Genomic DNA, 24,021 nt, shown 5'->3' on the forward strand with positions numbered 1-24,021 from the left:
CGAATCATGAGTATATTCTCACGCATCTTCAAAGTCGGACAAGCAGCTGCCAACAAGGCCATCGACAAGATGGAAAAGCCCGAAATCATGCTGGAGCAAGCCATCCGCGATAAGGACAAGCAGATCATGGAGGCCAAAAAGTCCGTGCAAGGCTGCATCGCTACCGAGCGTCAAACCAAGGCCATGCTGGAAAAGGAAAAGGCGGAAAAGCTCTCTTGGGAGCAAAAGGCGGAAATGGCTCTGAAGGCCGGTAAGGAGGAGCTCGCCGTCAAAGCCCTGCAACGCGCCACCGAGCACGAGCAGAAGATGACGACCCTGGAAACTCAATGGCAGAGCCAACGTGCCGCCGTAGACGAGCTGAAAAAGGAGATCATCAAGATGGGCGACGAGCTTGCGGAATTTAAGCGTAACAAGGACTTCATCATCGCCCAGAGCAAAGCCGCCCAAGTCAAAAAGGACATTTACGAAGCCAAGGCTCGTATCTCCAACAACAACAAGGCGGACGACTTAATGGCCCGCATGAAGGCCAAAGCGGAACGCCAATCCTACGAGGCAGACGCGGCTAAGGAATTGTCGGAAGTCTCCGGCGGTGGAGGCGACGCCCTCGAAAAGGAATTCGAAAGCATGGGAGCTAGCGGTGGCGCTTCGGTCGAAGTTAACGACAAGCTAGCCGCCCTTAAGGCCAAACTTGGCACTGCCTAGTGCAAGAGCCCGCTTCAGATTCTTCTCATTGCGTGCCCGCTCCTCCTAGGGAGTTGGGCACTCATATCTTGGTAGAGCTGAACGACTGTCCCGAGAAACTCCTCGTCGAAAAATCGGCCCTGCAGGAGGCTCTAGTCGAGTCAGCCAACCAAGCGGGTGCCACCGTGGTAAAACCGGTTTTTCACCAGTTTAGCCCTCATGGACTATCCGGCGTAGTGGTTATAGCGGAGAGCCACATAGCCGTGCACACTTGGCCTGAATACAACTACGCGGCCATCGATATTTTCACTTGTGGCGATCCCGACGTTGCTCACCGAATTCAATCGGAAATCGAAGCTCGTTTCGCACCGGCGCGTTCAAGCGTGCGAGTATTGAGTCGCGGGCCCAATCTCCCCTAGATGCAAGACCCTCGATCCGCTGCCCGGATTTGCCTCAAGGACTTTCCGGACCTCAAGAAAACGCTGATCAAGCGATACGCCTTCTCAGACTTCGAAATAGACTTCGAACTTCGCTTCGCCCTCTTTCTGACAGCCCTAATCGACGGCGATCAGGTCGCTGCAGAGCGAGCTTTCATACAGGGAGCGATCAGCGCCTTGGGTTGGTCTGACATGTACGACGGCTTGATAAAGTCGCGTATTGATAATCTTCCTACCTACGACTTAGCCCAGCTGAGAACGGCCAAAGAACGGCCGCAATTGGCAGCTGCAATCGCGGAAGCGAGTTTCGCCCTAGCACTGGCCGATGGAGATTTGAGCAACGACGAAAGCGTTTTTCTCACAAACCTCTGCAATACACTTTTTGGGCAAAATACCGAGCCGGCCGCCCTCGCCGAAGAAAAAGCCAGGTCCCTTTTCGAACGCTCAGGTACTAGACTTTTCGATATTCCTAGCAAAACGGAACAACAAACTCCGGCCGAGGAGGACACGAGCACTTTGGAAGACCAACTCGCCAAGCTCGATAAGCTCGTCGGTTTGGAGGGAGTGAAACAAGAAATCCAAAAGTTGGCCCATTTCCTCGAGATCCAAAAGCAGCGGGAAGAACATAAGCTAAAAACCGCGCCCCTTTCACTCCATCTCGTCTTCTCGGGAAACCCGGGAACAGGGAAGACCACAGTCGCCCGTATCCTAGCTAAAATCTACCAAAAGCTCGGCGTCTTAAAAAGCGGCCACTTGGTAGAAACCGATCGTATGGGACTAGTAGGGCAATATATCGGACACACTGCCAAAAAGACTTCTGAAATCATCGACAAAGCCTTGGACGGTATCCTCTTCATCGATGAGGCCTACAGCCTGTTGAGCGGTGGCGAAAACGATTTCGGTGGCGAAGCGATAGACACTTTAGTCAAACGCATGGAAGACGATCGTGATCGGCTCATCGTGATCGTAGCTGGGTATCCAGCCGATATGGAATCCTTCATTCAAGCCAACCCCGGCCTGCGATCCCGCTTCAGCAAAACCATCCATTTCGAGGATTACGCAAGCCCGGACCTGCTTCGAATTTTCAAGATATTCTGCCAAAACAACGAATACGAATTGGCGGAGGATGCGGAAGAAAAGTTGAATCAAGTTTTCGAATACGAACTTCAGAAGCCGAAAGTCGATTTTGGAAATGGCCGCTACGTTCGCAACCTCTTCGAACAAGTCATCCGCAACCAAGCGCTTCGCCTAAGCCAGCACACACGTACCTTGGCAAAAGAGGATTTAGTCACCATCACGGCTAACGACATCCTACTTCAAAACTCTTAACCGGGTACAAAAAAAGCGTGATCGAACGACTCGATCACGCTTCAAAATGAATTTCTCTAGAAGATCAACTAGAGCTTTCCTTGGATCATTTCCTCAAGGGTGACGATGTCCTTGGCAAAGTTGCGAATGCCTTCGGCCGTCTTCTCAACCGCCATGGCATCCTCGTTGAACATCCAACGGAAAGTGTTTTCGTTCATATCGATCTTCTCGATTTCCTTGGACTTGGAACTCTCGACGCTGAGCTTTTCTTCGACCGGCTCGGAAGAATTGGCGAGTTCTTCGAGAAGGTTTGGCGAGATAGTGAGAAGATCACAACCTGCGAGTTCTAGGATCTCTCCCTTGTTGCGGAAGCTCGCTCCCATAACTTCAGTCTTGTATCCAAATTTCTTATAGTAGTCGTAAATCGACTGAACTGAAAGAACGCCCGGGTCTTCCGCGGCTTCGAAGGACTTACCTTCCTTGGCTTTGTACCAGTCCATGATGCGACCCACGAATGGGGAAATCAATGTGATACCGGATTCCGCGCAATGCACAGCTTGAGCCATGGAGAAGAGAAGCGTAAGGTTACAGTGGATACCTTCTTTCTCTAGTTCTGCGGCAGCGTTGATGCCTTCCCAAGTGGAGGCGATCTTGATCAAAATTCTGTCACGCGAGACACCCTTGGCTTCGTAGAGGGAGATGATGTCTTTCGCCTTGGCTATAGTGCCTGCTGTGTCGAAGGAGAGACGGGCGTCAACTTCAGTGGAAACGCGACCCGGAACAATATCCAAAATTTCGATACCAAAAAGGACAAGCAACTCGTCGATTATCGCTTCCACCAAAGCTCCTCCAGTCAATCCGGAATCCTTCTTTGCAGCGACTGCCTTGTCGACCAAAGCGGCGTATTCGGGCTTGCTTGCGGCTTTGAGAATCAAAGTCGGGTTCGTTGTCGCATCGCGTGGTTCGAACTCCTTCATGGTTTGGAAGTCGCCGGTGTCTGCTACGACAACGGTGAACTTCTTGAGTTGTTCGAGTTGGGTTAAGGTGGATACTTCTGGCATAAGATTTTTGAGTTCTTTGGTTAGGATTTTGAGATAATAGAACCACGAAACGCAGTCTTGGTCGAATGCAAATCCCCTTGTTTCTTTACCGTTCAGCAACAAAGCTGACCCAAACGAAATAAATTCATGCTTAAGGAGAACTATTTTAAGACCACCCAAGTTTTGCTCGAACGGGTATACCTACAAAATCAAGCCGTGATCGAAAAACTGGCTCCACTGATGGCCACATCAGTCGCTGATGGAGGGGTGATCCATACTTTTGGTAGCGGTCACTCGGAGATTATCGGGCGGGAGATGGTTGGACGTGCTGGCGGTCTCGTTTGCGTCAGCGCCATCCTGGACATGACCGGCGGCTTCATCGAAAACCTGGAAGGTTACGGCACTCAGCTAGCCGCTCGCTATGATCGAAACCACGGACTGCAAGAAGGCGAGTTCATCATCGTCATTTCGAATTCAGGCAAAAATTGTTCTCCCATCGAAATCGCAGAATACGCGAAGCAGAAAGGGCTGAAAGTAATTGCCCTAACATCGGTAGGAATGGCCAAAAAGGTAAAAACGACCCACTCCGGCGGCAAGATGCTGCACGAAATAGCGGACTACGTTTTCGACAACTGCGGCAGCTTCGGTGACGCCATCGTAGAACTGCACGATTCAGGGAAGTTCGCAGGTCCCACTTCAACGATGGCGGGTGCCATGCTTATCAATCTCTTGCAAATGGAGATCTTGGACGAGCTGCACAAACTCGGTATCGAAGCTCCGCTACTGCGTAGTCAAAATACGGATGGAGCCATGGAAGCGAATCGTGATCTCGCTCGGAGTTACAAAGGTCGCTTAAGCAAGCCGCTGTGAAGGCATTCGAAGGCAAAGTACCATTTGCGTGAAAGCAGGTTTAGGTCCTTTGTTTGAGCATTGCGTTTCAGCCGGTGTTTTAAAGAATTCGACGCAAAACTACGCTACTTATCAACATGTTCCAGGTCACTTTTAGCGAACAGGCCCTTCACGAGCTAGAGAAGCTTCCTACGATGAAGCAGCTCGCGGTTATCGATCCCCTGAGCAACTTAACCGAATACCAACTCAACCATCCCCAAGAGCCACTCAGCTCGTTTAAACGGGGAGGAAAATCGATTTTTCGTCTTCGGTCCGGGGAGCATCGTATCTACTTCAGACGAGAAGGCGGTTCTCTGGAGACGCTCTGCATTCTTCATAAGAACTCCCTGACTGACTTCATCTACCGAAGCAAACTGCCCATCTCGGAAGAACAGCTAGTCGAGCAACATTCCTCTTTCTGGAAGTATCTCGACTCCCTAAAACACTAATCCACAACACCTTTTGGACGAAGAGCCCGATCTCGAACCCAAGGAAATCGTCAAGTTAGACGCCTCCCAAGCCAGCAAGATCTACTTGTTGCCCAACCTTTTTACGGCGGGTAATCTGTTTTTCGGCTTCCTTGCCATCAAAAATTGCATCCAAGCACGCTATGGGATGATGGCGGGCGACCAGTTGAGTGACCCCATGGCACTGTTTCGTGAAGCCGTTTTGTTCATTTTGGGCGGGATGCTTTGCGATTCCCTCGATGGGCGCGTCGCCAGGCTAGGTGGACGAGAATCACTGTTTGGTAAGGAATTCGATTCGATAGCCGACATCGTGACCTTCGGATTGGCACCAGCCTTGATGGTGCTCTTTCTCATCTTGAATCCAGGCCAGAATGAGGAGTTTTTCACGAAGGCCGGTTTCTTCTTTGCTTTCATCTATCTACTCTGTGCCGGAGTCAGACTAGCGAGATTCAACGTTATCACGCATCCTGCCGTCCGATCTAAGACACTCGATAACGCCAACGGTGATTTCCTTGGACTGCCTGTTCCTGCAGCTGCAGGCATGATCGCGACAATCGTGCTGGTTCTTACAAAACACGATGCACTCAGAGCATACGCTCCTGCTCTACCGATTTTGATGCTGCTGATCTCCTATCTCATGATCAGCAACGTGCGCTACCCTTCCTTCAAAAAGATCGATTGGCAGACCCAAATCCGCTTCACAACCTTCGTCGCCGTCTTAGTCGTTGGTGGCTTAGTCTACTTCTCTCGAGAGTACGCTCTGGTCCTCATTTTTCTGAGCTACCTATTCTATGGACTGATCCGACACTTGATTCGACTCAAACGGATCTCAGCCAAACGGTCCTCGAAAGCGGCAGCAAAGTAGTCGGAAACAACTGGTGACAACTTGGGCAAAACTCCCCAACAAATTGTTAAAACTAGGTTTTTTTTAACATGTTCTTTTTTGGAAACAATGAACCCCACTGAGCTTGAACATTTTCAAACAGGCCTTAGTCATTGGTTTTCACGTTCTTAAGTCCCTTATTCCCGATATTCACAGCCAATAAGAATAGGGATACTTTTTTTAATTAATTAACTAACTATCCATTGGAATTGTCAGAAACTCCAAAAACTAGCTAAATCCTCCCCAATGAAGTTCAAAATCCACCGAGATCATTTCAGCAACGGCCTCCAGCAAGTCCTCAACGTCGTTGGCTCCAAGGCGACCATGCCGATCTTGAGCAACGTGCTCATCGAAGCCGAAGGCGATACGATCTCGCTCACCACCACCAACCTCGATCTTGGAATCTGTGCTCGCATCAAAGCTACCGTGGAGGAGGAAGGGGCGGTAACCCTCCCGGTCAAGCGACTGGCGACCATCGTCAAAGAGTTGCCCAACAGCGATGTGAAGGTTGACGCTTCGCCAAACAACCAGGTCAAAATCGCTTCCGGTGGATCCAATTTCAAGATCATGGGCATCAGCCGCGACGAGTTCCCTGCCCTCCCGGAGTTCAGCGACGACCGCTCTTTCACGATCGAGCAATCGACACTTGCTGGCATGATTAAGAGCGTTTCCTACGCCCAGTCCAGCGACGAAACCCGCTACATGCTCAATGGCGTGTTCTTCAATTTCCTCGAACCCGAAGAAGGTACTTCAGGTCGCCTCAGCCTCGTAGCAACTGATGGACGCCGCCTTGCCAAAACGGACCATGAGATGGAAGTCGGAGAAGGCCTGTCAGGTAGCCTGATTTTACCGGCAAAGACAGTTTCGGAGCTCGTTCGACTCCTCGACAAAGGGGAGAGCCTCAAGATCGCTTTCAACGACCGTCGAGTTGCTTTCCAGATCCACACCAAGGATGATTCCGATGGTTTTGTGGGAGATATCCACCTCGTTTCCAAAGTGGTGGAAGGAAACTATCCAAACTATCAACAAGTTATCCCCAAGGAGACTCACCAACGCATTAAGGTGGAGCGGGAGTTGTTCCTGCAATCCATTCACCGTGCTGCTCTGGTAACCACCGACAAGTCCAACCAGGTGAAGATTCAGATCTCCAATAACCTGATGGAGCTCTCCGCTTCTAGCCCGGATTTTGGAGAATCTCACGAATCCTTGGCTATCGACTACAGCGGGCCAGATCTTCAAGTGGCCTTTAACCCACAGTTCTTGATGGATCCTCTGAAGGCTTTGACCAAGGATGAGCTCTATTTCGAACTGAAGGACGAAGTCAGCCCCGGTGTATTCAAAACGCTCGAAAGCTTCTTGTGCGTGATCATGCCGGTTCGTTTGACCTAATATAGCTTCAATCAACATTCTTCTAAGCTCATCCTTCGGGGTGAGCTTTTTCTTTTGGCGAACAACGGTGCTTTGGCTTCAGCAATCAAAGCTCAAGACGATTATTTGCCCTTCCTGATAATTGGTAAGAGACTAAGCTCTTTACGCTTTTTTTATTGAGCCCCACCTTTGTCAGCCTCTAGTACCTGCCTCTTTGTCGTTATTATGCCCGATCAATCACTAACCCTATTTGAAGAGATTTTCGTCTACGTATGCGTAGCGTCTTCCGTAGGGCTAGCTCTCTTAAACAGCCGCGTTTCTTCACTCAAGGTATCAGTCCTAAATCGCTGGGCTCGCTGGTTTGGGGTTTCCTTTGGTCTAGCGTACCTCATCTACGATGCGGGTTGGCTAAACCGACCCTTCTGGGTAATCGGAGCGATCTTTTTTCTGGGATGGTTGCTGGTCGAAACTGTTTACACTTGGCTTGCGATTAATGCTCTGAGCAAGAGCAACATGGCTCTGTTTCCTCGCTTTTCTGAAAACAACACAGGCGAAGAATGGCCGGCTCAGAAGAAGCTCATCGAAATAAAGGATTGGCTGAAAGCGAAGAGTTTTAGCCGATCTCGTGCGGTGCTAGCGGATATTGGCCAAGGACTTTTCATTCGATCCAGCGTTTTTCAAAGCGACGACAACAAGATTAGGTTTCAGATCCTATTCGTCCCGCAAGCGAATGGAGATATTGGTTTTTGCTTTTCTTTCACCTCGGAGACTGAGGACAACGAACGAATCATCACGGACAATCTCTACATGCCCTATGGTGGCTTCTATCCGGAAAACTGGTCTGTGATTCGTAAGCCTTGGACGCGCAGTGTGGTGGAACTTTACAAGGTACATCGCAGGAGACTGGAAAAGCTCAACCTCTCGACTTACGAATTAGACCCTATCGACGAGCTCAATCGTCAGCAGCAAGTACTGGAGCAGATAAACGTGAAAGAGGGATTTTTGTTCCCACCTCACCTGCAGGAAGATTACGGTCGTATCACTTGGGAAGGACGTTACCGTGTTTGGAAAGAGGTTTGGATGCTAAATTATTTTGGCGTTTCTCTAGCCTAGCTTACACGTTTGTTCGGACTAACCGCCGATGTAGGACATCTCGATCTTCTTTCTTTTCACTGGACTCTTACTTTGGCTGCGATCTTCGGAATAGCGATCGTCTCTTTTGCTCCAGAGCTTGGATACATAATTGGTGAATTCGTCTTGAGTAATTCCCTCGCGAATCGATTTGCGTAAATCAGTCCCCTGATTGGAAAACAAGCAGGTGTAGAGTTTTCCGTCGGCCGAAATTCTAGCCCTATTACAATCTCCACAAAATGGGTTTGTAATCGAAGTTATGATGCCGAACTCGCTTCTGGTGTCTTTGAACCTATAGCGTGTTGCAACCTCGCCCTTGTAGTCTGGATCAACGGCTTCGAACTCGTACTTCTCGGAAATCAGATCGAGTATCCTTTTCGCGGGCACAACTTCTTTCAAACTCCATCGGTTCGTCTCGCCGACATCCATAAATTCGATGAATCTCAAGGTGATGCCTTTTGATCGGAAGAAATCGACCATAGGCAAAATGTCCATTTCGTTAACCCCCTGTTTTGCAACCATGTTTACTTTAACTGGGAGGCCTGCTTTTTCTGCCGCGGTGATGCCTCGCAAAACGGCCTCAGGATCAGATTTTCCACCGCTCATCACAGCGAACCGTGCTGGGTCCAAACTATCTAAGCTGACGTTAATTCGACGTAAACCGGCTCTTTTCAGTTTATCAGCATATCGGGGAAGCAAGAGTCCGTTGGTAGTGAGGGAAATGTCTTTGACTCCAGTATTTTGATACAAATAGGAAATCAATGAATCTAAGTTGGGCCGCAACAAAGGTTCTCCTCCCGTTAGCCTAAGTTTCTGAACCCCGAGTTCTACGAAGCTTTTTGCAACGAATAGGATTTCTTCGTTACTCAAAAGGGAAGTTTTCGGCAGAAAAGCGTAGTCCGGACCGAAAACCTCCTTAGGCATGCAGTAAGAACAACGCAAATTGCAGCGATCAATAAGCGAAATCCGAAGGTCACGTAGTGGCCTATTGAGTTGGTCCTTAACTTGACTCATCCCATTTCGGTTAGCAAATCACAGGCCCAATAGCTCTTTTCGTAGCATATCGACAGCAAGATTGAAAACGCGTCTTTTTTGAGCAACTCTAGGTCCTCTTAGACTGAACCGTTTTGCGTAAGTTTTCGAGGGCGTGTGTATTCCTACATAAACCGTTCCTACTGGGTCTCGTTCGGTTCCTCCTCCTGGTCCAATGTAACCTGTAGTGCTGATCGAGTAATCCGTCTCCAAACGCTCAGCAACCCCTATCGCCATGGCAGTAGCGACTTCTTCGCTTACTACGTCATGCTGCTGTATCAAATCACTGGGCACGGATATTAAATCTTCTTTTGAACCGATGCTGTAGGTAGCCATTCCACCTACGAAGTATTCGGATGAACCAGCTAGGTTTGTGATTTCGTTTGAAATATAGCCACCAGTACAACTCTCGACTGTAGAAAGCTTGAGTTTCTTTCGTCGCATTATCCTGGATACAATGTCTAGAATGGTTTCATTTCCGGTAGTTAGGAAATTATCACCGAGCAGGGATTTGCATTCCTCTGCCAACTCAGCGAGGCGATCGTATGGATTTATGAGGTTTGGAAAACTCATCCTAAAGTCTACCATTCCCGGATGTGCGCAGTAAGCCAGTTCGAGTCCGTCTTCTCGCTCTGCAATCGGTTGAAGCAGCGTTTCGAGATTGGACTCCCCAATTCCTGTAGTGCGAATTTGGATATAGTTTTCTTTTTCTTGTACTATGCCCTTCTCAAGAAACCGAGGCAGAACCTGCTCGTTGAACATCGGTTGAAGTTCATGGGGCGGACCCGGAAGCATTACGAGAATCTTGCCATCTTTTTCCAACCAGAGTCCCGGAGCAGTGCCGTTTTCATTGTGCAGCACTTCGGCATTCTCGAAATGGAACGCTTGCTTCCGATTGTTTTCGCTTACGACTAAATTGAGTGCAGCAAAACGATCTTCGATGGCCTTCATGACCGTAGGGTCGTAAACAAGTGTTTCACCTAAACATTGTGCAATGACCTCTTTTGTGCGGTCGTCGACAGTCGGGCCGAGTCCCCCTGTCGTTATGAGAACGTCCGCTTTTTTCCAATAGAGGTCGAAGTTATCCTCAATGTCTTCTGGAGAATCGGAGATGGTGATGTTTGCGTGCATCGCGTTCCCCGCTTGCCGCAGTTGATCGCCGATGTAAGTGAGATGTCCATTGGGAGTTAAGCCTAGGAGTAGTTCTTCACCGAGGGTAACGAGAATAATCTTTGATTTTTGCGACATCTGCTTGTCTTGAACGATTGGGGAAGGTTTCGGATTGGTGTTTTGGCTATATTTGTTTTGCTCCCAGATAAAGAAAAATGGCCAATCCCGAACCAAGCGATCTGAAGGAAAAAGTCCGGAGACTACCTGAAAAACCAGGGGTTTACTTGATGAAGGACCGGCTAGGCTCTGTTATCTATGTGGGGAAAGCGAAAAGTCTGAAGAAACGAGTGTCTTCTTATTTTCAGGCTTCGAAGAAGTTCACGCATCAGCCGAAAATCCGCGCTCTGGTCCAAATGATTCGAGATTTTGATTTCATCGTAGTGAAGTCAGAACCGGAGGCGTTGCTACTGGAAGGGCAATTGATCAAAAAATGGAAGCCAAAGTACAATACCGATTTCGTTGATGATAAGCGGTTTCTGTTGGTTCGAGTTGACGTGACAAGAGAGTTACCTCGCTTCGCTCTTGCTCGGTTCAAAAAAGAAGATGGAGCGAGGTATTTCGGTCCTTTTGTTCATGCGAACCATATCCGTAAAACCTTAGCGGAGATGAGACGTCGCTTCGGAATCCTATTGGGAGATGCAAGTCCGAAGCGGCAGGACGATGGCAGCTTCCTACTGTACGATGATGTTAGGTCGGAGATCTATGGTCATGACAACAGGGTTACAGTTGAGGAGTATCAGGCTCGTGTCGACGACGCCTGCGAATTCCTACAAGGCAAGTCGAAGGAATGGCTAGAAGACCTAAAGCTTGAAATGTCCAAGGAGGCTGCAGCTCGAAACTTCGAAAAAGCGGCGTCTCTTCGCGACATCGTTTTCGCCTTAGAAGCTTCACTCAAAAAGACTAGGAAGTTTGAGAGAGATATCGTGGTAAAGCCGAGTGATGGAGATGCTCTAACGCTGCTGGAAAAAGAACTCGAATTATCTGGCCCACCTAAGACGATCGAGTGTTTTGATATCTCGCACATATCTGGAACTTTTGTAGTTGCTTCAATGGTACAGTTTGTTGACGGACGTCCGAATAAGGCAGGCTACCGTCGGTTTAAAATAAAGAGCTTCGAAGGAAACGACGATTTTCGCTCAATGGAAGAAGTTGTTGGTCGTCGGTACCGCCGCCTACACAAAGAAGGAAAAGAGTTTCCTGATTTAGTCGTTATCGACGGTGGAATGGGTCAGGTAGGTGCTGCGCTTAAATCCTTTTTGATTCAAGACATTGAACCTCCTGCTATTATTGGATTAGCCAAAAAGCATGAGACCATCATATTCCCGGATGAACGGCCTCCGTTACGCCTTCCCCTGAAAAATGCGGGGCTTCAACTTTTGCAACGAGCTCGAGACGAAGCCCATCGGTTCGCCAATACATTCAATGCGGACCTTAGGAGTAAACGTATCCGTGAAAGTATACTTGATGACTTCACAGGTTTGGGACCTAAAAAACGTGCCAGCCTTCTGGATGAATTTGGAAGCATAGATCGGTTGAAGAATGCGAGCATCACGGAGTTGCGCTCTGTGGAAGGAATAGGTCTAGAAACTGCAACTAGGCTCAAACAGTTCTTGGAGCAGCATTACACAAGGTAATTACAGGCTAAGCATCTAAGTTATCGGCAAATAAAAGGCTCCCTTTTAAAGGGAGCCTTTTGAGCGAATACTGTAGTTCTTATGCTTATACCTGCAAAACAGGAGTGCTTTTTTCGTCAAGAACGAGTCGGTTCTTATCTCCATCCGGCGTGCTGGGATGAGGAACGACTTTCCATATCTTAGCTACGCTTGCCTGCCAATCTTCCAAAAGGCTTTTGGCCGCGGGACTCTCTGTGCTTTCGCTGTGAGCTGAGATCACTTGTTTTAAGGCGTCTATCTCACCCCCGTCACCCATTCGTTCGATTCCGACCATATCTGGGTTGTAGAGATCTTCGAAGAGACCTTCTTCGTCGTAGACGAAAGCCAGTCCTCCGCTCATCCCAGCTCCAAAATTTGTACCCGTTTTTCCAAGACAAACTACGAGGCCGCCAGTCATGTATTCACAAGCATGATCCCCTACTCCTTCGACGACGGCGATCGCACCAGAGTTACGTACCCCAAAGCGCTCTCCTGCTCGTCCCGCTGCGTACAGCGTTCCACCAGTTGCCCCGTAGAGACAAGTGTTACCAATGATCGTGTTTTCGTGCCAGACGTAGCTTTGTTCCTCGTCTGGGCGGATGACAATCTCTCCACCGCTCATCGCTTTACCGACGTAATCATTCGCTTCGCCAAACAGTGTCGCTTTGATACCGTGCGTTAGCAAAGTACAAAAGCTCTGACCGGCTGTGCCTTTGAAAGTGAGATCTATAGAACCCGGAGCGAGATGGCGATTTCCGCGCACGTATGCGACTTCTCCGGATAAATGAGTTCCTATGCAACGATCCGTGTTTCCGACTTTGTACTTTCCTTTGAATGAAGGAGCTCTGTCTACGATTACGTCGTGAGATTCCTGAATAATGGTGGAGTCCAGATTTCCGTCGAAGCCGAGTCTTTCATTACGGGGACGAGTGTGTATCCTTGGAGATTCTCCGCTTGGATCCGGATTGTGCAGAAGTCCACTCAGATTTACTTGGGCAGTTTTTGGATTTTCTGGATCGTCTATTTGTTCCAAAAACTCGGTACGCCCAACTAAGTGATCGAGTTTTCTTACTCCAAGCTTTGCCAAGTAGTATCTCACATCTTCGGCTACCGCATTGAAGAAGTTGATTACATTTTCTGCAGTCCCTTTGTATTTACCACGTAAGTCGTCCCGTTGAGTCGCAACGCCGACTGGACATGTATTCAGGTGACAAACACGGAACATGGCACAGCTTGCAGCGATCATAGCGGAGGTACCAAAGTTGAATTCCTCAGCCCCCAAGATCGCTGCTATTATGATGTCGCGACCGGTTTTCATACCTCCATCGGTGCGGAGAGTAACCCGGTTGCGGAGTCCGTTCATCATCAAAACCTGATGGGTTTCAGCGAGTCCGATTTCCCAAGAGGAACCAGCATGCTTAACGGAAGAAAGTGGCGAGGCCGCTGTTCCACCATCATGGCCAGACACTAGGATAACGTCAGCGTAGGCTTTAGCGACACCCGCTGCCACTGTGCCAACTCCAGAGCTAGAAACTAGTTTAACGCATACTTTGGCGCGTGGGTTAACCTCTTTCAGGTCGAAGATTAGCTGGGCTAGATCTTCGATCGAATAGATATCGTGGTGAGGAGGTGGAGAGATCAAAGTGACACCTGGAACGCTGAAGCGAAGCTTGGCGATCAGTGGTGATACTTTGTGTCCGGGGAGCTGTCCACCTTCACCTGGCTTTGCGCCTTGAGCTACTTTGATTTCGATTTCCTTAGCGGATGCCAAGTACTCTGCAGTCACCCCAAACCGACCGGACGCAACTTGTTTGATTGCGGATGAAGCGTTGTCTCCGTTCTCGAGTAATGAATAACGGCGTGGCTCCTCCCCTCCTTCTCCAGAATTCGACTTTCCGCCGATTCTATTCATGGCGATGGCCAAAGTCTCGTGACACTCGGGCGACAAGGCTCCGAGTGACATCGCTGCGGTGCAAAAGCGACGACGGATGTCTTCGACTTCCTCAACTTGGCTAACATCGACTCCAGACTCTGGATACTTGATCCGAAGCAAGTCTTTGATGGCATACGGCTGATGCTCGTCGGATTGCTGACGGTAGTTTTCAAAGTCTTCTTTCTTTCTGGTTTTCAGGAAGCGATGCATGCCGCCCACAACCTTGGGGTTCCATGCATGGAATTCACCGCCTTTACGAATCGACTTGTAGTAGCCAGCGCTCTCTAGCTCGGCTTGGGTATTAGGATCGTAAGCATGTTTGTGTCGCTCCAGCGTTTCCGCAGCGATAAGCTCGTATCCAATTCCCTCGATTGGGCTAGGCGTTCCCACAAAACACTCTTCAATGACTTTTGGTGAGATGCCGATCGCTTCGAACATTTGAGCACGGCAATATGAATACAAGGTGCTAATCCCCATCTTGCCCATGATCTTGAGCAAGCCCTTGTCGATGGCTTTGCGGTAATTGTAAGCTGCCGTTTTGGGGTCAAGGTTTTCAATTTCCCCTCTTTCAGCAAAATTGGTCATGATCGCGAGAGCGATATACGGGTTAACCGCATTAGCTCCAAAGCCGAGCAAGCAAGCGATTTGGTGCACGTCTCTCGCCTCACCGGTTTCTGCCACGATATCGCACTTGAGACGATAGCCCGTTTTCACGAGATGCTGATGAACGGCGCCTGTTGCCAGTAGCATCGGTATAGCTATCCGATCTTTGGATACATTACGGTCGCTTAGAACAACGACCTTGGCCAAGCTTTTTTCTGCTGCTTCTTCTGCCTTGGCTACAAGTGCCTTAATCGCCGGTTCTAGTCCCTCTGCACCTGCCGATACTTCGTAGGTAACATCGAGTGTGATCACGCGATCTTTCAAAACCTCGGTTTTCCCAAGTGCAGCGAGTTCGTTGTTGAAAAGAACAGGTGAGCTGGCTTTGACGAAACCGGCTGACGGTGGCAAGTCCTCAAACAAGCCCAACCTACCGCCAAGGAACATGTTCAACGACATCACAGAACGTTCGCGGATCGAATCGATTGGCGGGTTTGTGACTTGGGCGAATAGCTGCTTGAAATAGGTGTACAGCAAGCGGGGTTTCCGAGAAAGGAAGGCGAGCGGTGTATCGTCACCCATGGAACCGATTGCTTCCATTCCTGATTCGGCCATGGGCTTGAAAACGATATCGTATTCGTCTTTCTCGTAGCCGAAGGCCAATTGGCGTTGAATTTCCTCGTCTTCGGATTTGGAGATTTGCCCTTCGGCATTTTCCGCGAGCTGTTTAATGTCAATGAGGTGTTCGCTGCACCATTTGGAGAAGCTAGGGTCGCTTCCGATTGTTGCCTTGATCTCTGAATCGTCGAGGAATCGGTGTTCCTCCATGTCGATGGCGAGCATCTTTCCCGGACCGAGGCGACCCGTCTTGACGGTTTTCAAGTCGGTTTCGTCTATGAGACCAAGTTCTGATGCGAGCATGAAAGTGCCATCCTCGTATATCTTGTAGCGAGCGGGGCGAAGTCCGTTACGGTCGAGTGACGCAGCCACGTAACGCCCATCCGTAAAGGCGATGGCGGCAGGGCCATCCCATGGCTCTATCATACAAGCGTGGTATTCGTGGAAACCGCGGAGCGCTTCGGTGAGCGACGGATTGTTCTCCCAAGCCGGCGGCATCATCATGGTCACGGCTTGGAGAGCGGAACGACCACCGAGCGTGAGCAGTTCGAGGGTGTTGTCGAAACTGGCCGAGTCCGACATGTCTGGTTGCAGCATGGGCCGCAGGTCAGTGTAGCGATCCCCCCAAATGCCATGAATGTTGGAGTTTTCGCGGGCCCGCATGAGGTTGCGGTTTCCTCTGATGGTGTTGATCTCACCGTTGTGAGCCATCATGCGGAATGGCTGGGCAAGATGCCATTGAGGAAAAGTGTTGGTGGAGTACCTCTGGTGGAAAATGACGAAGTTTGTCGTGTACAACGGGTCTCTCAAGTCCGGGAAGTACTTGCGGACTTGGGGCGAGTTAAGCATGCCCTTGTATATTATGGTGCGGCACGAGAAACTGCAGATGTAAAAGTCATTCATTTCTGCTTCTTGCGCAGCTCGCTCTGCACCCTTTCGAGCCAAGAATAGTTTACGCTCGTATTCGGCGGCTGACATCTCACCGGTTTTTGCGATGAGAGCTTGAACCATATGTGGCTGAGTCCGGTCGGCCTTGCGCCCGAGAGAATTGGGATCGACTGGTATGTACCTCCAGGCGAGTAGACTTAGCCCCTCGGCCTCAACTGCAGCTTCGACAATCTTACGACCATGAGCTTGGGCATAGTCGTCGTTTCTGGGTAAGAATATGACGCCGACCCCTAGGTCTTCGTCATTGAAAAGTTGTTTACCTTGGTCCTCTAGAAATTCCCTGAAGAGAGCGTGAGGAATTTGCGTTAAAACCCCTGCCCCGTCTCCTGTGATCGCATCCGCGTCGACCGCTCCACGGTGAGCGAGGTTCTTAAGAGCTTGAATCGCCCTTTCGAGGAGTTCGTGGGAACGTTCCCCGTTTATATTTGCGATGACTCCAACGCCGCATGCGTCGTGTTCGAAGTCTTTCCGGTAGAGAAGTGAAGAGGCAGAGATTTGGTTCATATTGGAAAGGGCGCTGTCGGGAGAGCTAAGAGGCAAAAAAGGGCCGGAAGAATCGTCTCCGGCCCTGCTCAAAATAGATCTCTAATCTTAGAGGGCTTAGAAGAAGCGGATCGGCTTAGACGCGGAACGCATTTTCTCATGCTCCTCATCGGAACAGCCACGGTCGGTCGGGACTTCGGTCGACTTGTCTGTGGATTCGACGAGATTGTTGGCCAGCATGTACTGCTCGACTTCTTCGCCACTTACATCTGCTAGCATGATACCGTCGATTTCTACGCACGGCGAAAGAGGCTGGCCAGACTTGGCAACCATTTCGGCGTAGTTGTCAGCGTTGTTGATAATGTCGATGTCTTCGTACTCGAGCTGGTGCTTATCCATGATAGCACGCACGCCCATGCTCCAGCCACAAGTAGGCTTTAGGTATGCTTTAATTTTCATTTCGTCAGGTGTTGTTTGTGCAATATTCGTGCCGCGGAGAGTGAGTGTAAGGATTGGATGTGCCTTTTCAAGCGGAGGGTCTACATTCTGCAAGCACATTACATATACGAGCTAGCTCTATGCCTGATGGTGCGACATGGAGATTTTATCAGATACCACAGGGGTGGGACTGTGTGTGTCCTATGCTATCAGCTAATATGCGGGCAGTAAATCACTCGAATCTTGCCAGTGAAGCTGGGCGTTCGCAGATTCGGCTTAATCTAAACAATAACCCTACACTTCAACGTAACTGACATGGCTAAAGGCAAAACGAACCCTCTCCCCTCATCCGACGATCGTGAAAAGAACGTGGAACTAGCAATCTCCGCTATCACAAAACAATTTGGCGAAGGGTCGATCATGCGCCTAGGGAGCGGCTCCAAGCTGAATGTCGACGTGATTTCGACGGGCTCGATCTCGATCGACCTAGCCTTAGGTGTCGGTGGATTGCCTCGTGGCCGCATCTGCGAAATCTACGGACCTGAATCCTCCGGTAAGACGACAATGTGTTTGAGTCTAATCGCTGAAGCGCAACGCAAAGGTGGTCTGGCCGCATTCATAGACGTCGAGCATGCCTTGGACCCCAAGTATGCTCGAAAGTTAGGTGTCAATGTAGACGATCTTTTGGTTTCCCAGCCAGACTCGGGTGAAGACGCCCTCAACATTACCGAAACTCTTATTCGTTCCAACGCGATTGATGTGATCGTTGTGGACTCGGTGGCGGCCCTTGTTTCCAAGAACGAACTGGATGGACAGATGGGGGATGCAACCGTGGGCTCTCAAGCGCGATTGATGAGCCAGGCGATGCGCCGACTCACTGGTATCGTTAGCAAGACGAAGTGTATTTGCCTCTTCACCAATCAGATACGCGAGAAGATCGGAGTTATGTTCGGAAGTCCAGAGACCACCCCGGGCGGTCGCGCTCTGAAGTTCTTTTCATCTGTGCGTATGGACATCCGCCGCATTGGCCAAATCAAAGACAATACCGGTAGTGTCGTAGGAAACCGGACCCGCATCAAAATGGTAAAGAACAAGGTGGCTGCTCCATTCACAGAGGCGGAGTTCGACATCATGTACAATGAGGGCATTTCCAGAACGGGCTCGATTGTGGATTTGGGCATCGAACACAAGGTACTTGAAAAGAAGGGAGCTTGGATTTCCTACAACGGAGATCTGATCGGACAAGGTCGCGAAGCGGCGAAAACTTTCCTTTCCGAAAACAAAGAGGTTTTTGAAGACATCTCTACTAAGATCCTCGAGGTCGTAAACCCAGATCTCCTGGAAAAGAAAAAGCTCGAGACGGCAGAAGCCAAGTAGAGGGATATTTGCAACCTTCCAAATTTCAAAGGCCGCTTGTCAAAGCGGCTTTTTTGTTTGATGAGGTAAGTCTCGACCATGGATACTTCGATCAAACGAGCAGTTACCTCCCTCATTTTTGTATGGAAAATAATGATACGATTGTAGCTTTGGCTACACCTTCAGGCGAATCTGCGATCGCCCTCGTTCGTGTGAGCGGTCCACTGTGCGAGCAAATTGCATTATCCGCTTTTGCAAGGAACAAGTCCCCCTCCCCTCGTTTTGCTTACCATAGTAGCTACCGTTCGCAGTCAGGTGATGTTTTGGACGATGTCGTCTACACACTTTTTCGCGGTCCCAAATCCTATACTGGCGAAGACGTCTTGGAAATCGGTTGCCATGGTAATCCCCTCATCGCCACGCGCCTACTCGAAGATCTCATGTCACGAGGTTGTCGCCAGTCGGAACCAGGAGAGTTTACTCGTAGGGCATTTCTTAACGGTCGTATGGACCTTACTCAGGCCGAGGCGGTGATGGAGTTGATCCAAGCTCGGAGCGATAGAGCTATCAGTCTGGCCAACAGGCAGTTACGTGGAGTGTTTGGGCGTCAATTGGAGGAGCTGAAGCAAGGTTTATTAAGAACTGTAGCCACCGTTGAGGCATACATCGATTTTCCGGATGAGGACTTGCCGCCCGAACAGAAGAAGGCCGAAGTGGAGGCCATCAGATCTGTCCTTTCGTTTTGCGGGCGTATGATCGATAGCAGCAAGTATGCAGCGTTTCTTCGCGATGGCGTGAAAACTCTGATCCTAGGAGAGCCCAATGCGGGCAAGAGTTCGCTGTTGAATTGCCTTCTTGGGTTTGAAAGAGCGATTGTGAGCGAGGAAGCCGGTACCACACGAGACTTCATTCGAGAGCGCGTAATGTTGGATGGGTACTGTCTCCAGATTATGGATACAGCAGGATTGCGTGAGGCTAAAAGCGAGATCGAACGTGAAGGGATTCGCAGAACGGTTGAACTCACTGAAGAAGCGGACTTGTTTTTGTTGGTTTTGGATGGAACGAAACCCTCCCCTACCCTGCCGCCCGAAGTTTTATCGCGAATTAACTCAGGAAATTGCATTGTTGTTCGAAACAAGAGCGATTTAGGACAGTTTAAACCACTTGGCGATGAGCTTTCAGGTTTAGCGGAAGTCTCGATTTCTGCCACCAAAGGCGATGAAACAGACCGACTAAAGAGCATGATCGTCGAGACCATAGCCTCTCACCTGGCTCAGAATGAAGACGATATCATTCTTGTGAATGCCCGTCACAACGCGGCTCTGAATGAACTAGCCGAATGTTTGGAGTCAGCGGTCCGCAATTTCGAGATGGATGAGCCTGCAGAGTTTATTGCGAGCGAATTGCGTGGCGCAGTTGACGCCATAGGCAGGATCACGGGAAGAATCGACAACGAGGATGTCTTGGATGTCCTCTTTTCCAGTTTTTGCATAGGCAAGTAGTTCGGTCGCCTCGGATAAGAAGCGACTTGAGCTTGTAGCGCCCTATCCTATTTTCCACGTCCATGAGCGGAATGCTGGACGAATACGATGTGATAGTTTGTGGCGCAGGACATGCGGGTTGTGAAGCTGCCTTAGCGGCTGCGCGCATGGGTGCTCGCACGCTGGTTTTAAGTGGAAATATCGACACAATTGCAGCGATGAGCTGCAATCCAGCGATTGGAGGCGTCGCCAAGGGGCATATCGTACGTGAAATCGACGCATTGGGTGGCGAAATGGCGGTTAATGCAGATGTCTCGGGAATTCAGTTCCGCCTGCTGAACGCGTCCAAAGGCCCTGCTGTCCAATCTCCCAGAGCTCAGTGCGACAAGAAAGTGTACGCATTGCGTATGAAGCATGTGCTCGAATTGCAGGAAAACTTGTCGATCTTTCAAGCAACCGTCACGGGATTGATCTTTAAGTCGGGCAAAGTTGTCGGCTGTCAGACGAATTTGGATGTAGATTTTTATGGCAAGTCCATCGTGGTGACTACTGGAACTTTCTTGAGAGGTTTAATGCACGTCGGGAAGAATAAGACGGAAGGTGGCAGAATGGGCGACTATTCTGCCAAAACGCTTTCAAATAGCTTTCTTGAGGCCGGTATCGAGCTGGAACGGTTAAAAACTGGCACTCCGCCGCGTCTTCTAGGCCGCACGATAGACTTTTCCGGACTTGAAGAACAAAAGGGCGACGTCAATCCGTCGCTTTTTGGGTTCTACGACACGAGGCAGGAAAAGGATCTGTTCCACGTGGAACAAGGTGGAGAACAAAAGGCGGGTTGGGTTCCTGGAACAGATCAAGTCTCTTGCTGGATAACTTACACCTCAGCTGAGACGCAGAGAATCGTGAATGACAATTTGCATTTATCCGCCATGTATGGAGGTGAAATAGAGGGAACCGGCCCTCGATATTGCCCGAGTATCGAGGATAAGTACGTTCGTTTTGCGGAAAAGACGCGTCATATGCTGTTTTTGGAGCCAGAAGGGCGAAATACAGACGAATACTATGTAAACGGACTCTCGACGAGTTTACCGTTTTCGACTCAGTTGGAGATGCTTCGGTCCATCGATGGTTTGAAGGACGTTCATTTGTTGAGGCCGGCATACGCTGTTGAGTACGATTTTGCTCCTCCAACTCAGCTTTATCCCCATTTGGAATCGAAGAGGGTCGAGTGTTTGTTCTTTGCTGGACAAATCAATGGCACTTCCGGTTACGAGGAGGCTGCTTGTCAAGGCTTGGTAGCGGGGGTCAATGCGGTGCTGAAGGTTAGGGGGGGGGAGCCCATGGTCCTCAAGCGACATGATGGATACATGGGGGTTCTCATTGATGACTTGGTAACTAAGGGGACCAAGGAGCCATATCGCATGTTCACTAGCCGGGCGGAGTATCGTCTACTTTTTAATCACGGAAGTGCAGAGTTGAGAATGCTCGAACACGCCTCGAAACACGGTCTAGTCCCCAATGATCGCTTGAAGCGAATGAAGCAGAAGCAAGCCGATGTGGACCATTGGATTGCGTGGTTGGAAAAGAGCAGAAAGGGTACTTCAACTTGGGCCACTCTCATACGGCGTGGGGTAGGGGAGGAGGAGTTGCCGAGTGAGCTTTCTGTGTTGAATAAGGAGACACTTGAGCAAGTCCTCTACCGAACGAAATACGCCGGATATCTGGATCGAGAAATCAGACAGATTGCCAAAATGAGGGATGTGGAAAAAATAAAAATTCCGGCTGATTTCGATTATTCAAAATTGAATGGATTACGTTTGGAGTCGATCGCCAAACTGGAAGCTACGAGGCCGGCGACCTTGGCCCAGGCTGGTCGAATTAGCGGTGTGAATCCATCGGATATCAGCATATTGATGATTGCTTTAAGGTCGTAAGTGGTTGTAGATTAGTAGGTTATGGGATTGTTTGACTGCATTTCTTTTGTCCTCTTGTCAGATAACGCGTAACTGAATTGTAACTCTGCTGGAGTTGCCCTTGCAGTTTGTCTCGTAACAATTCGGAAGCTAATTAATACGCTTATGGTAGCAATGGATGACTCGAAACGAATTTTGGTGGTAGATGATGAGGTCGATGTGACCGAGTTGTTGAGCTATCATCTCAGGCAGCGTGGCTTTGATGTCAGAGCTCTCAACGACTCTCGTCTCGCACTTGAAACAGCCCGCCAGTTCAGACCGGAGCTTGTCGTCCTAGACATCATGATGCCTGACTTCAGCGGGTTACAGGTTTGCCGACTCATGCGGGCGGATTCTTCGCTTAAAGACATTCCCATCATCTTCCTGAGCGCGAAGACGGAAGAGGGGGATCGGATCGATGGTTTCGAAAGCGGCGCCGACGATTATGTTTGCAAGCCATTTAGCCCCAAGGAGCTGATGCTTCGCGTTTCTGCGATTTTGAAACGACGCGGAGAAGCTGAAGAGAAGAAGGTACTAGAAGTTAATGGAATTCGAATGGATGTTGAGCATCACCGAGTTGAGGTGGATGCTTCAGCCATTGAGCTCACAGCGACAGAGTTCCGCTTGCTCAAACTTCTGCTCGAGGAGAGAGGGAAGGTACAGACTCGCGAGAAATTGCTTCAGAAGGTATGGAACTACGAAAACGATATCGAAACTCGCACCGTAGACACTCACATGCGACGACTTCGTGAAAAGCTAGGAAACGAAGCCTCTTGGCTTGAGACCGTTCGCGGGGTTGGCTATCGCTTGGTAGAAAGCAGATAGCCCGGAAATGATCTTCGTATTTTTAGGTGTAGCTATTGGCTCCACCGTTTTTTTCGCGACCAAGTACTTCCGTCAGAAAGTGGCCATTCGGCTACTGACGGAGTCGCTGGCAAGCCGCACATCTATTCTCACGCACTCACGCGAGTTTCGGGGAGTAAATGAAAATTGGGAGAAATTGATTGCGGAGCTCAACAGGCTTGTAGAGGACGTGAACAACTTGAGTCGTCGCAGCAGTGGTCAGCTTCATCAGATTGAAACCACCTTGGGAAGCCTGCAGGAAGGGGTTGTTATAGTCGATAGAGATAATTATATATTGTTGGTTAACAACGCTTTGAAAAAGATTTTCCCTTCAATTTCAAATAAGGTGGGACAGAGAATCGAGAGCGGAATGGGCAATTCTGAGTTTTTGGACTTTGTTTGGGATACCAAGAAGGGAAGGGGAGTTGCCAAACGGGAAATAGCGTTTCGCAATGGCCAAAACGAGGTTTGGCTAGATGTTACCGCGGCCCGTTTGTCGGAGGGCTTGGAAGGGAATGGCCCGTGGTTCCTTTTCGTGCTTCACAATACGACACGTCAGAAGCTACTCGAGCGGGCTCGAAAGCACTTTGTGGCGAATGCCTCTCATGAACTGAAGACTCCTGTTTCTGTTATTAAAGGCTACTCGGAAACGCTGGTCACAGATCATGAAACCATGCTCACCGAGGACAGGGATCGTTTCATATCTATCATACACCGTCATTCGGAGCGCCTCGCTCTCTTGATTAACGACCTGCTCAGTCTATCCAGATTGGAAAGCGACAGTCCGAATTTCCAATGGAGCGAATCAGACATCTTATCATGGATTCGCGACATCGCCGTAGACTACGGATCGAATCCTCGACGCTCTGGCCTTGAAGTTGAAGTCGGGTTTACCTCCGAGTTGAGAGCTATTGTGCGCTACGATGTGCTTAAGCTTAGGCAGGTTTTTGATAACCTGATTGAAAACGCCTCCAAGTATTCGCCGGATGGTGGCAAAGTCATCATCGGTGCCAAGAAGCGGGGAGGGGAGTTGTTGCTTTGGGTGCAGGACCAGGGTGCTGGCGTACCGAAGGAAGACCTGGGAAGAATTTTCGAGCGCTTTTACAGAGTCGACAAAGGCCGTTCTCGCGAAACTGGTGGCACCGGTCTGGGACTGAGCATCGTGAAGCACATCATTGAATGGCACCAAGGAAATGTATGGGCGGAGAACGCCACTGAAGGGGGGCTGAAGGTTGTTTTCAGTTTACCTCTTTTGGAGGCTGATCGATTGCCTCAGACTGAAGACCAATTTTCCAAATCCAAATAATGTGAG

19 protein-coding genes are annotated in these 24,021 nt (G+C 49.6%); 14 read left to right on the forward strand and 5 right to left on the reverse strand.

Annotation, left to right across the window (positions count from 1 at the left end; genetic code table 11):
* The first annotated feature begins 6 nt into the window (after window positions 1–6).
* Genes H5P27_RS14185 through H5P27_RS14195 form a run of 3 tightly spaced genes read left to right on the forward strand, consistent with a single transcriptional unit; the run spans window position 7 to window position 2,447 of the window.
* Window positions 7–702 (forward strand): PspA/IM30 family protein, encoded by a 696-nt coding sequence (locus H5P27_RS14185; RefSeq protein WP_185661056.1) that lies wholly within the window; start codon window positions 7–9, stop codon window positions 700–702.
* A 32-nt stretch (window positions 703–734) separates the two neighbouring features.
* Window positions 735–1,100 (forward strand): adenosylmethionine decarboxylase, encoded by a 366-nt coding sequence (gene speD, locus H5P27_RS14190; RefSeq protein ID WP_221774716.1) that lies wholly within the window; start codon window positions 735–737, stop codon window positions 1,098–1,100.
* A complete protein-coding gene (locus tag H5P27_RS14195; protein ID WP_221774717.1) occupies window positions 1,101–2,447 on the forward strand; it encodes an AAA family ATPase in 1,347 nt (448 codons plus the stop codon). It abuts the gene before it with no gap.
* A 68-nt stretch (window positions 2,448–2,515) separates the two neighbouring features.
* Here the strand turns inward: H5P27_RS14195 and tal are convergent, their stop codons facing one another.
* Window positions 2,516–3,487, reverse strand: coding sequence for a transaldolase (gene tal, locus H5P27_RS14200; RefSeq protein WP_185661057.1), 972 nt, complete (start codon window positions 3,485–3,487; stop codon window positions 2,516–2,518).
* A 126-nt stretch (window positions 3,488–3,613) separates the two neighbouring features.
* On the opposite strand from tal, the gene H5P27_RS14205 reads away from it, so the two are divergent.
* From H5P27_RS14205 to H5P27_RS14225, 5 genes are all read left to right on the forward strand, one after another.
* Entirely contained in the window at window positions 3,614–4,336 is a 723-nt protein-coding gene (locus H5P27_RS14205) for a sugar isomerase domain-containing protein (RefSeq protein ID WP_185661058.1), read from the forward strand.
* A gap of 116 nt (window positions 4,337–4,452) precedes the next feature.
* Window positions 4,453–4,803 carry a type II toxin-antitoxin system RelE family toxin gene (locus H5P27_RS14210; protein WP_185661059.1) on the forward strand — a complete coding sequence of 117 codons (351 nt, stop codon included), beginning with the start codon at window positions 4,453–4,455 and terminating at the stop codon, window positions 4,801–4,803.
* 13 nt (window positions 4,804–4,816) lie between these two features.
* On the forward strand, window positions 4,817–5,686 hold the full coding sequence (pssA, locus tag H5P27_RS14215) for a CDP-diacylglycerol--serine O-phosphatidyltransferase (protein WP_185661060.1): 870 nt from the start codon (window positions 4,817–4,819) through the stop codon (window positions 5,684–5,686).
* A gap of 264 nt (window positions 5,687–5,950) precedes the next feature.
* Window positions 5,951–7,093: a DNA polymerase III subunit beta gene (gene dnaN / locus H5P27_RS14220; protein WP_185661061.1), complete on the forward strand. Its 1,143-nt coding sequence runs from the start codon at window positions 5,951–5,953 to the stop codon at window positions 7,091–7,093.
* A gap of 204 nt (window positions 7,094–7,297) precedes the next feature.
* Window positions 7,298–8,185 carry a hypothetical protein gene (locus H5P27_RS14225; protein ID WP_185661062.1) on the forward strand — a complete coding sequence of 296 codons (888 nt, stop codon included), beginning with the start codon at window positions 7,298–7,300 and terminating at the stop codon, window positions 8,183–8,185.
* Between the two features lie 18 nt (window positions 8,186–8,203).
* Here H5P27_RS14225 and moaA read toward each other — a convergent pair whose 3' ends face one another.
* Window positions 8,204–9,217: a GTP 3',8-cyclase MoaA gene (gene moaA, locus H5P27_RS14230; protein WP_185661063.1), complete on the reverse strand. Its 1,014-nt coding sequence runs from the start codon at window positions 9,215–9,217 to the stop codon at window positions 8,204–8,206.
* An 18-nt stretch (window positions 9,218–9,235) separates the two neighbouring features.
* A complete protein-coding gene (locus tag H5P27_RS14235; protein WP_185661064.1) occupies window positions 9,236–10,483 on the reverse strand; it encodes a CinA family nicotinamide mononucleotide deamidase-related protein in 1,248 nt (415 codons plus the stop codon).
* 77 nt (window positions 10,484–10,560) lie between these two features.
* Here H5P27_RS14235 and H5P27_RS14240 point away from each other — a divergent pair, with 77 nt between their 5' ends.
* Entirely contained in the window at window positions 10,561–12,039 is a 1,479-nt protein-coding gene (locus tag H5P27_RS14240) for an excinuclease ABC subunit UvrC (RefSeq protein ID WP_185661065.1), read from the forward strand.
* Window positions 12,040–12,124: 85 nt separating this feature from the next.
* Here the strand turns inward: H5P27_RS14240 and gltB are convergent, their stop codons facing one another.
* The gene (gltB, locus tag H5P27_RS14245; RefSeq protein WP_185661066.1) at window positions 12,125–16,660 is read right to left on the reverse strand and encodes a glutamate synthase large subunit; all 4,536 of its coding nucleotides are present in this window, start codon (window positions 16,658–16,660) and stop codon (window positions 12,125–12,127) included.
* Between the two features lie 96 nt (window positions 16,661–16,756).
* Entirely contained in the window at window positions 16,757–17,098 is a 342-nt protein-coding gene (locus tag H5P27_RS14250) for a glutaredoxin family protein (RefSeq protein WP_185661067.1), read from the reverse strand.
* 294 nt (window positions 17,099–17,392) lie between these two features.
* On the opposite strand from H5P27_RS14250, the gene recA reads away from it, so the two are divergent.
* From recA to H5P27_RS14275, 5 genes are all read left to right on the forward strand, one after another.
* Window positions 17,393–18,454 carry a recombinase RecA gene (gene recA, locus H5P27_RS14255; protein ID WP_185661068.1) on the forward strand — a complete coding sequence of 354 codons (1,062 nt, stop codon included), beginning with the start codon at window positions 17,393–17,395 and terminating at the stop codon, window positions 18,452–18,454.
* Window positions 18,455–18,576: 122 nt separating this feature from the next.
* Window positions 18,577–19,935 (forward strand): tRNA uridine-5-carboxymethylaminomethyl(34) synthesis GTPase MnmE, encoded by a 1,359-nt coding sequence (mnmE, locus tag H5P27_RS14260; RefSeq protein ID WP_185661069.1) that lies wholly within the window; start codon window positions 18,577–18,579, stop codon window positions 19,933–19,935.
* 71 nt (window positions 19,936–20,006) lie between these two features.
* Entirely contained in the window at window positions 20,007–21,848 is a 1,842-nt protein-coding gene (gene mnmG / locus H5P27_RS14265; protein ID WP_185661305.1) for a tRNA uridine-5-carboxymethylaminomethyl(34) synthesis enzyme MnmG, read from the forward strand.
* Between the two features lie 153 nt (window positions 21,849–22,001).
* Complete coding sequence (locus H5P27_RS14270) at window positions 22,002–22,691, forward strand: response regulator (protein ID WP_185661070.1); 690 nt, start codon at window positions 22,002–22,004, stop codon at window positions 22,689–22,691.
* 7 nt (window positions 22,692–22,698) lie between these two features.
* A complete protein-coding gene (locus H5P27_RS14275) occupies window positions 22,699–24,015 on the forward strand; it encodes a sensor histidine kinase (protein ID WP_185661071.1) in 1,317 nt (438 codons plus the stop codon).
* The last annotated feature ends 6 nt before the right edge of the window (window positions 24,016–24,021 follow it).

The organism is Pelagicoccus albus, assembly GCF_014230145.1.
Classification (GTDB): Bacteria; Verrucomicrobiota; Verrucomicrobiia; order Opitutales; family Opitutaceae; genus Pelagicoccus; species Pelagicoccus albus.

Bases quoted from the DNA above. Each gene is read 5' to 3' on its own strand.
- H5P27_RS14235 (WP_185661064.1), bottom strand. From the start codon at position 10,483: ATGTCGCAAAAATCAAAGATTATTCTCGTTACCCTCGGTGAAGAACTA.
- H5P27_RS14205 (WP_185661058.1), top strand. From the start codon at position 3,614: ATGCTTAAGGAGAACTATTTTAAGACCACCCAAGTTTTGCTCGAACGG.
- gltB (WP_185661066.1), bottom strand. From the start codon at position 16,660: ATGAACCAAATCTCTGCCTCTTCACTTCTCTACCGGAAAGACTTCGAA.
- mnmE (WP_185661069.1), top strand. From the start codon at position 18,577: ATGGAAAATAATGATACGATTGTAGCTTTGGCTACACCTTCAGGCGAA.
- dnaN (WP_185661061.1), top strand. From the start codon at position 5,951: ATGAAGTTCAAAATCCACCGAGATCATTTCAGCAACGGCCTCCAGCAA.
- H5P27_RS14195 (WP_221774717.1), top strand. From the start codon at position 1,101: ATGCAAGACCCTCGATCCGCTGCCCGGATTTGCCTCAAGGACTTTCCG.
- moaA (WP_185661063.1), bottom strand. From the start codon at position 9,217: ATGAGTCAAGTTAAGGACCAACTCAATAGGCCACTACGTGACCTTCGG.
- H5P27_RS14185 (WP_185661056.1), top strand. From the start codon at position 7: ATGAGTATATTCTCACGCATCTTCAAAGTCGGACAAGCAGCTGCCAAC.
- H5P27_RS14225 (WP_185661062.1), top strand. From the start codon at position 7,298: ATGCCCGATCAATCACTAACCCTATTTGAAGAGATTTTCGTCTACGTA.
- H5P27_RS14210 (WP_185661059.1), top strand. From the start codon at position 4,453: ATGTTCCAGGTCACTTTTAGCGAACAGGCCCTTCACGAGCTAGAGAAG.
- H5P27_RS14240 (WP_185661065.1), top strand. From the start codon at position 10,561: ATGGCCAATCCCGAACCAAGCGATCTGAAGGAAAAAGTCCGGAGACTA.
- H5P27_RS14270 (WP_185661070.1), top strand. From the start codon at position 22,002: ATGGATGACTCGAAACGAATTTTGGTGGTAGATGATGAGGTCGATGTG.
- recA (WP_185661068.1), top strand. From the start codon at position 17,393: ATGGCTAAAGGCAAAACGAACCCTCTCCCCTCATCCGACGATCGTGAA.
- mnmG (WP_185661305.1), top strand. From the start codon at position 20,007: ATGCTGGACGAATACGATGTGATAGTTTGTGGCGCAGGACATGCGGGT.
- H5P27_RS14250 (WP_185661067.1), bottom strand. From the start codon at position 17,098: ATGAAAATTAAAGCATACCTAAAGCCTACTTGTGGCTGGAGCATGGGC.
- H5P27_RS14275 (WP_185661071.1), top strand. From the start codon at position 22,699: ATGATCTTCGTATTTTTAGGTGTAGCTATTGGCTCCACCGTTTTTTTC.
- tal (WP_185661057.1), bottom strand. From the start codon at position 3,487: ATGCCAGAAGTATCCACCTTAACCCAACTCGAACAACTCAAGAAGTTC.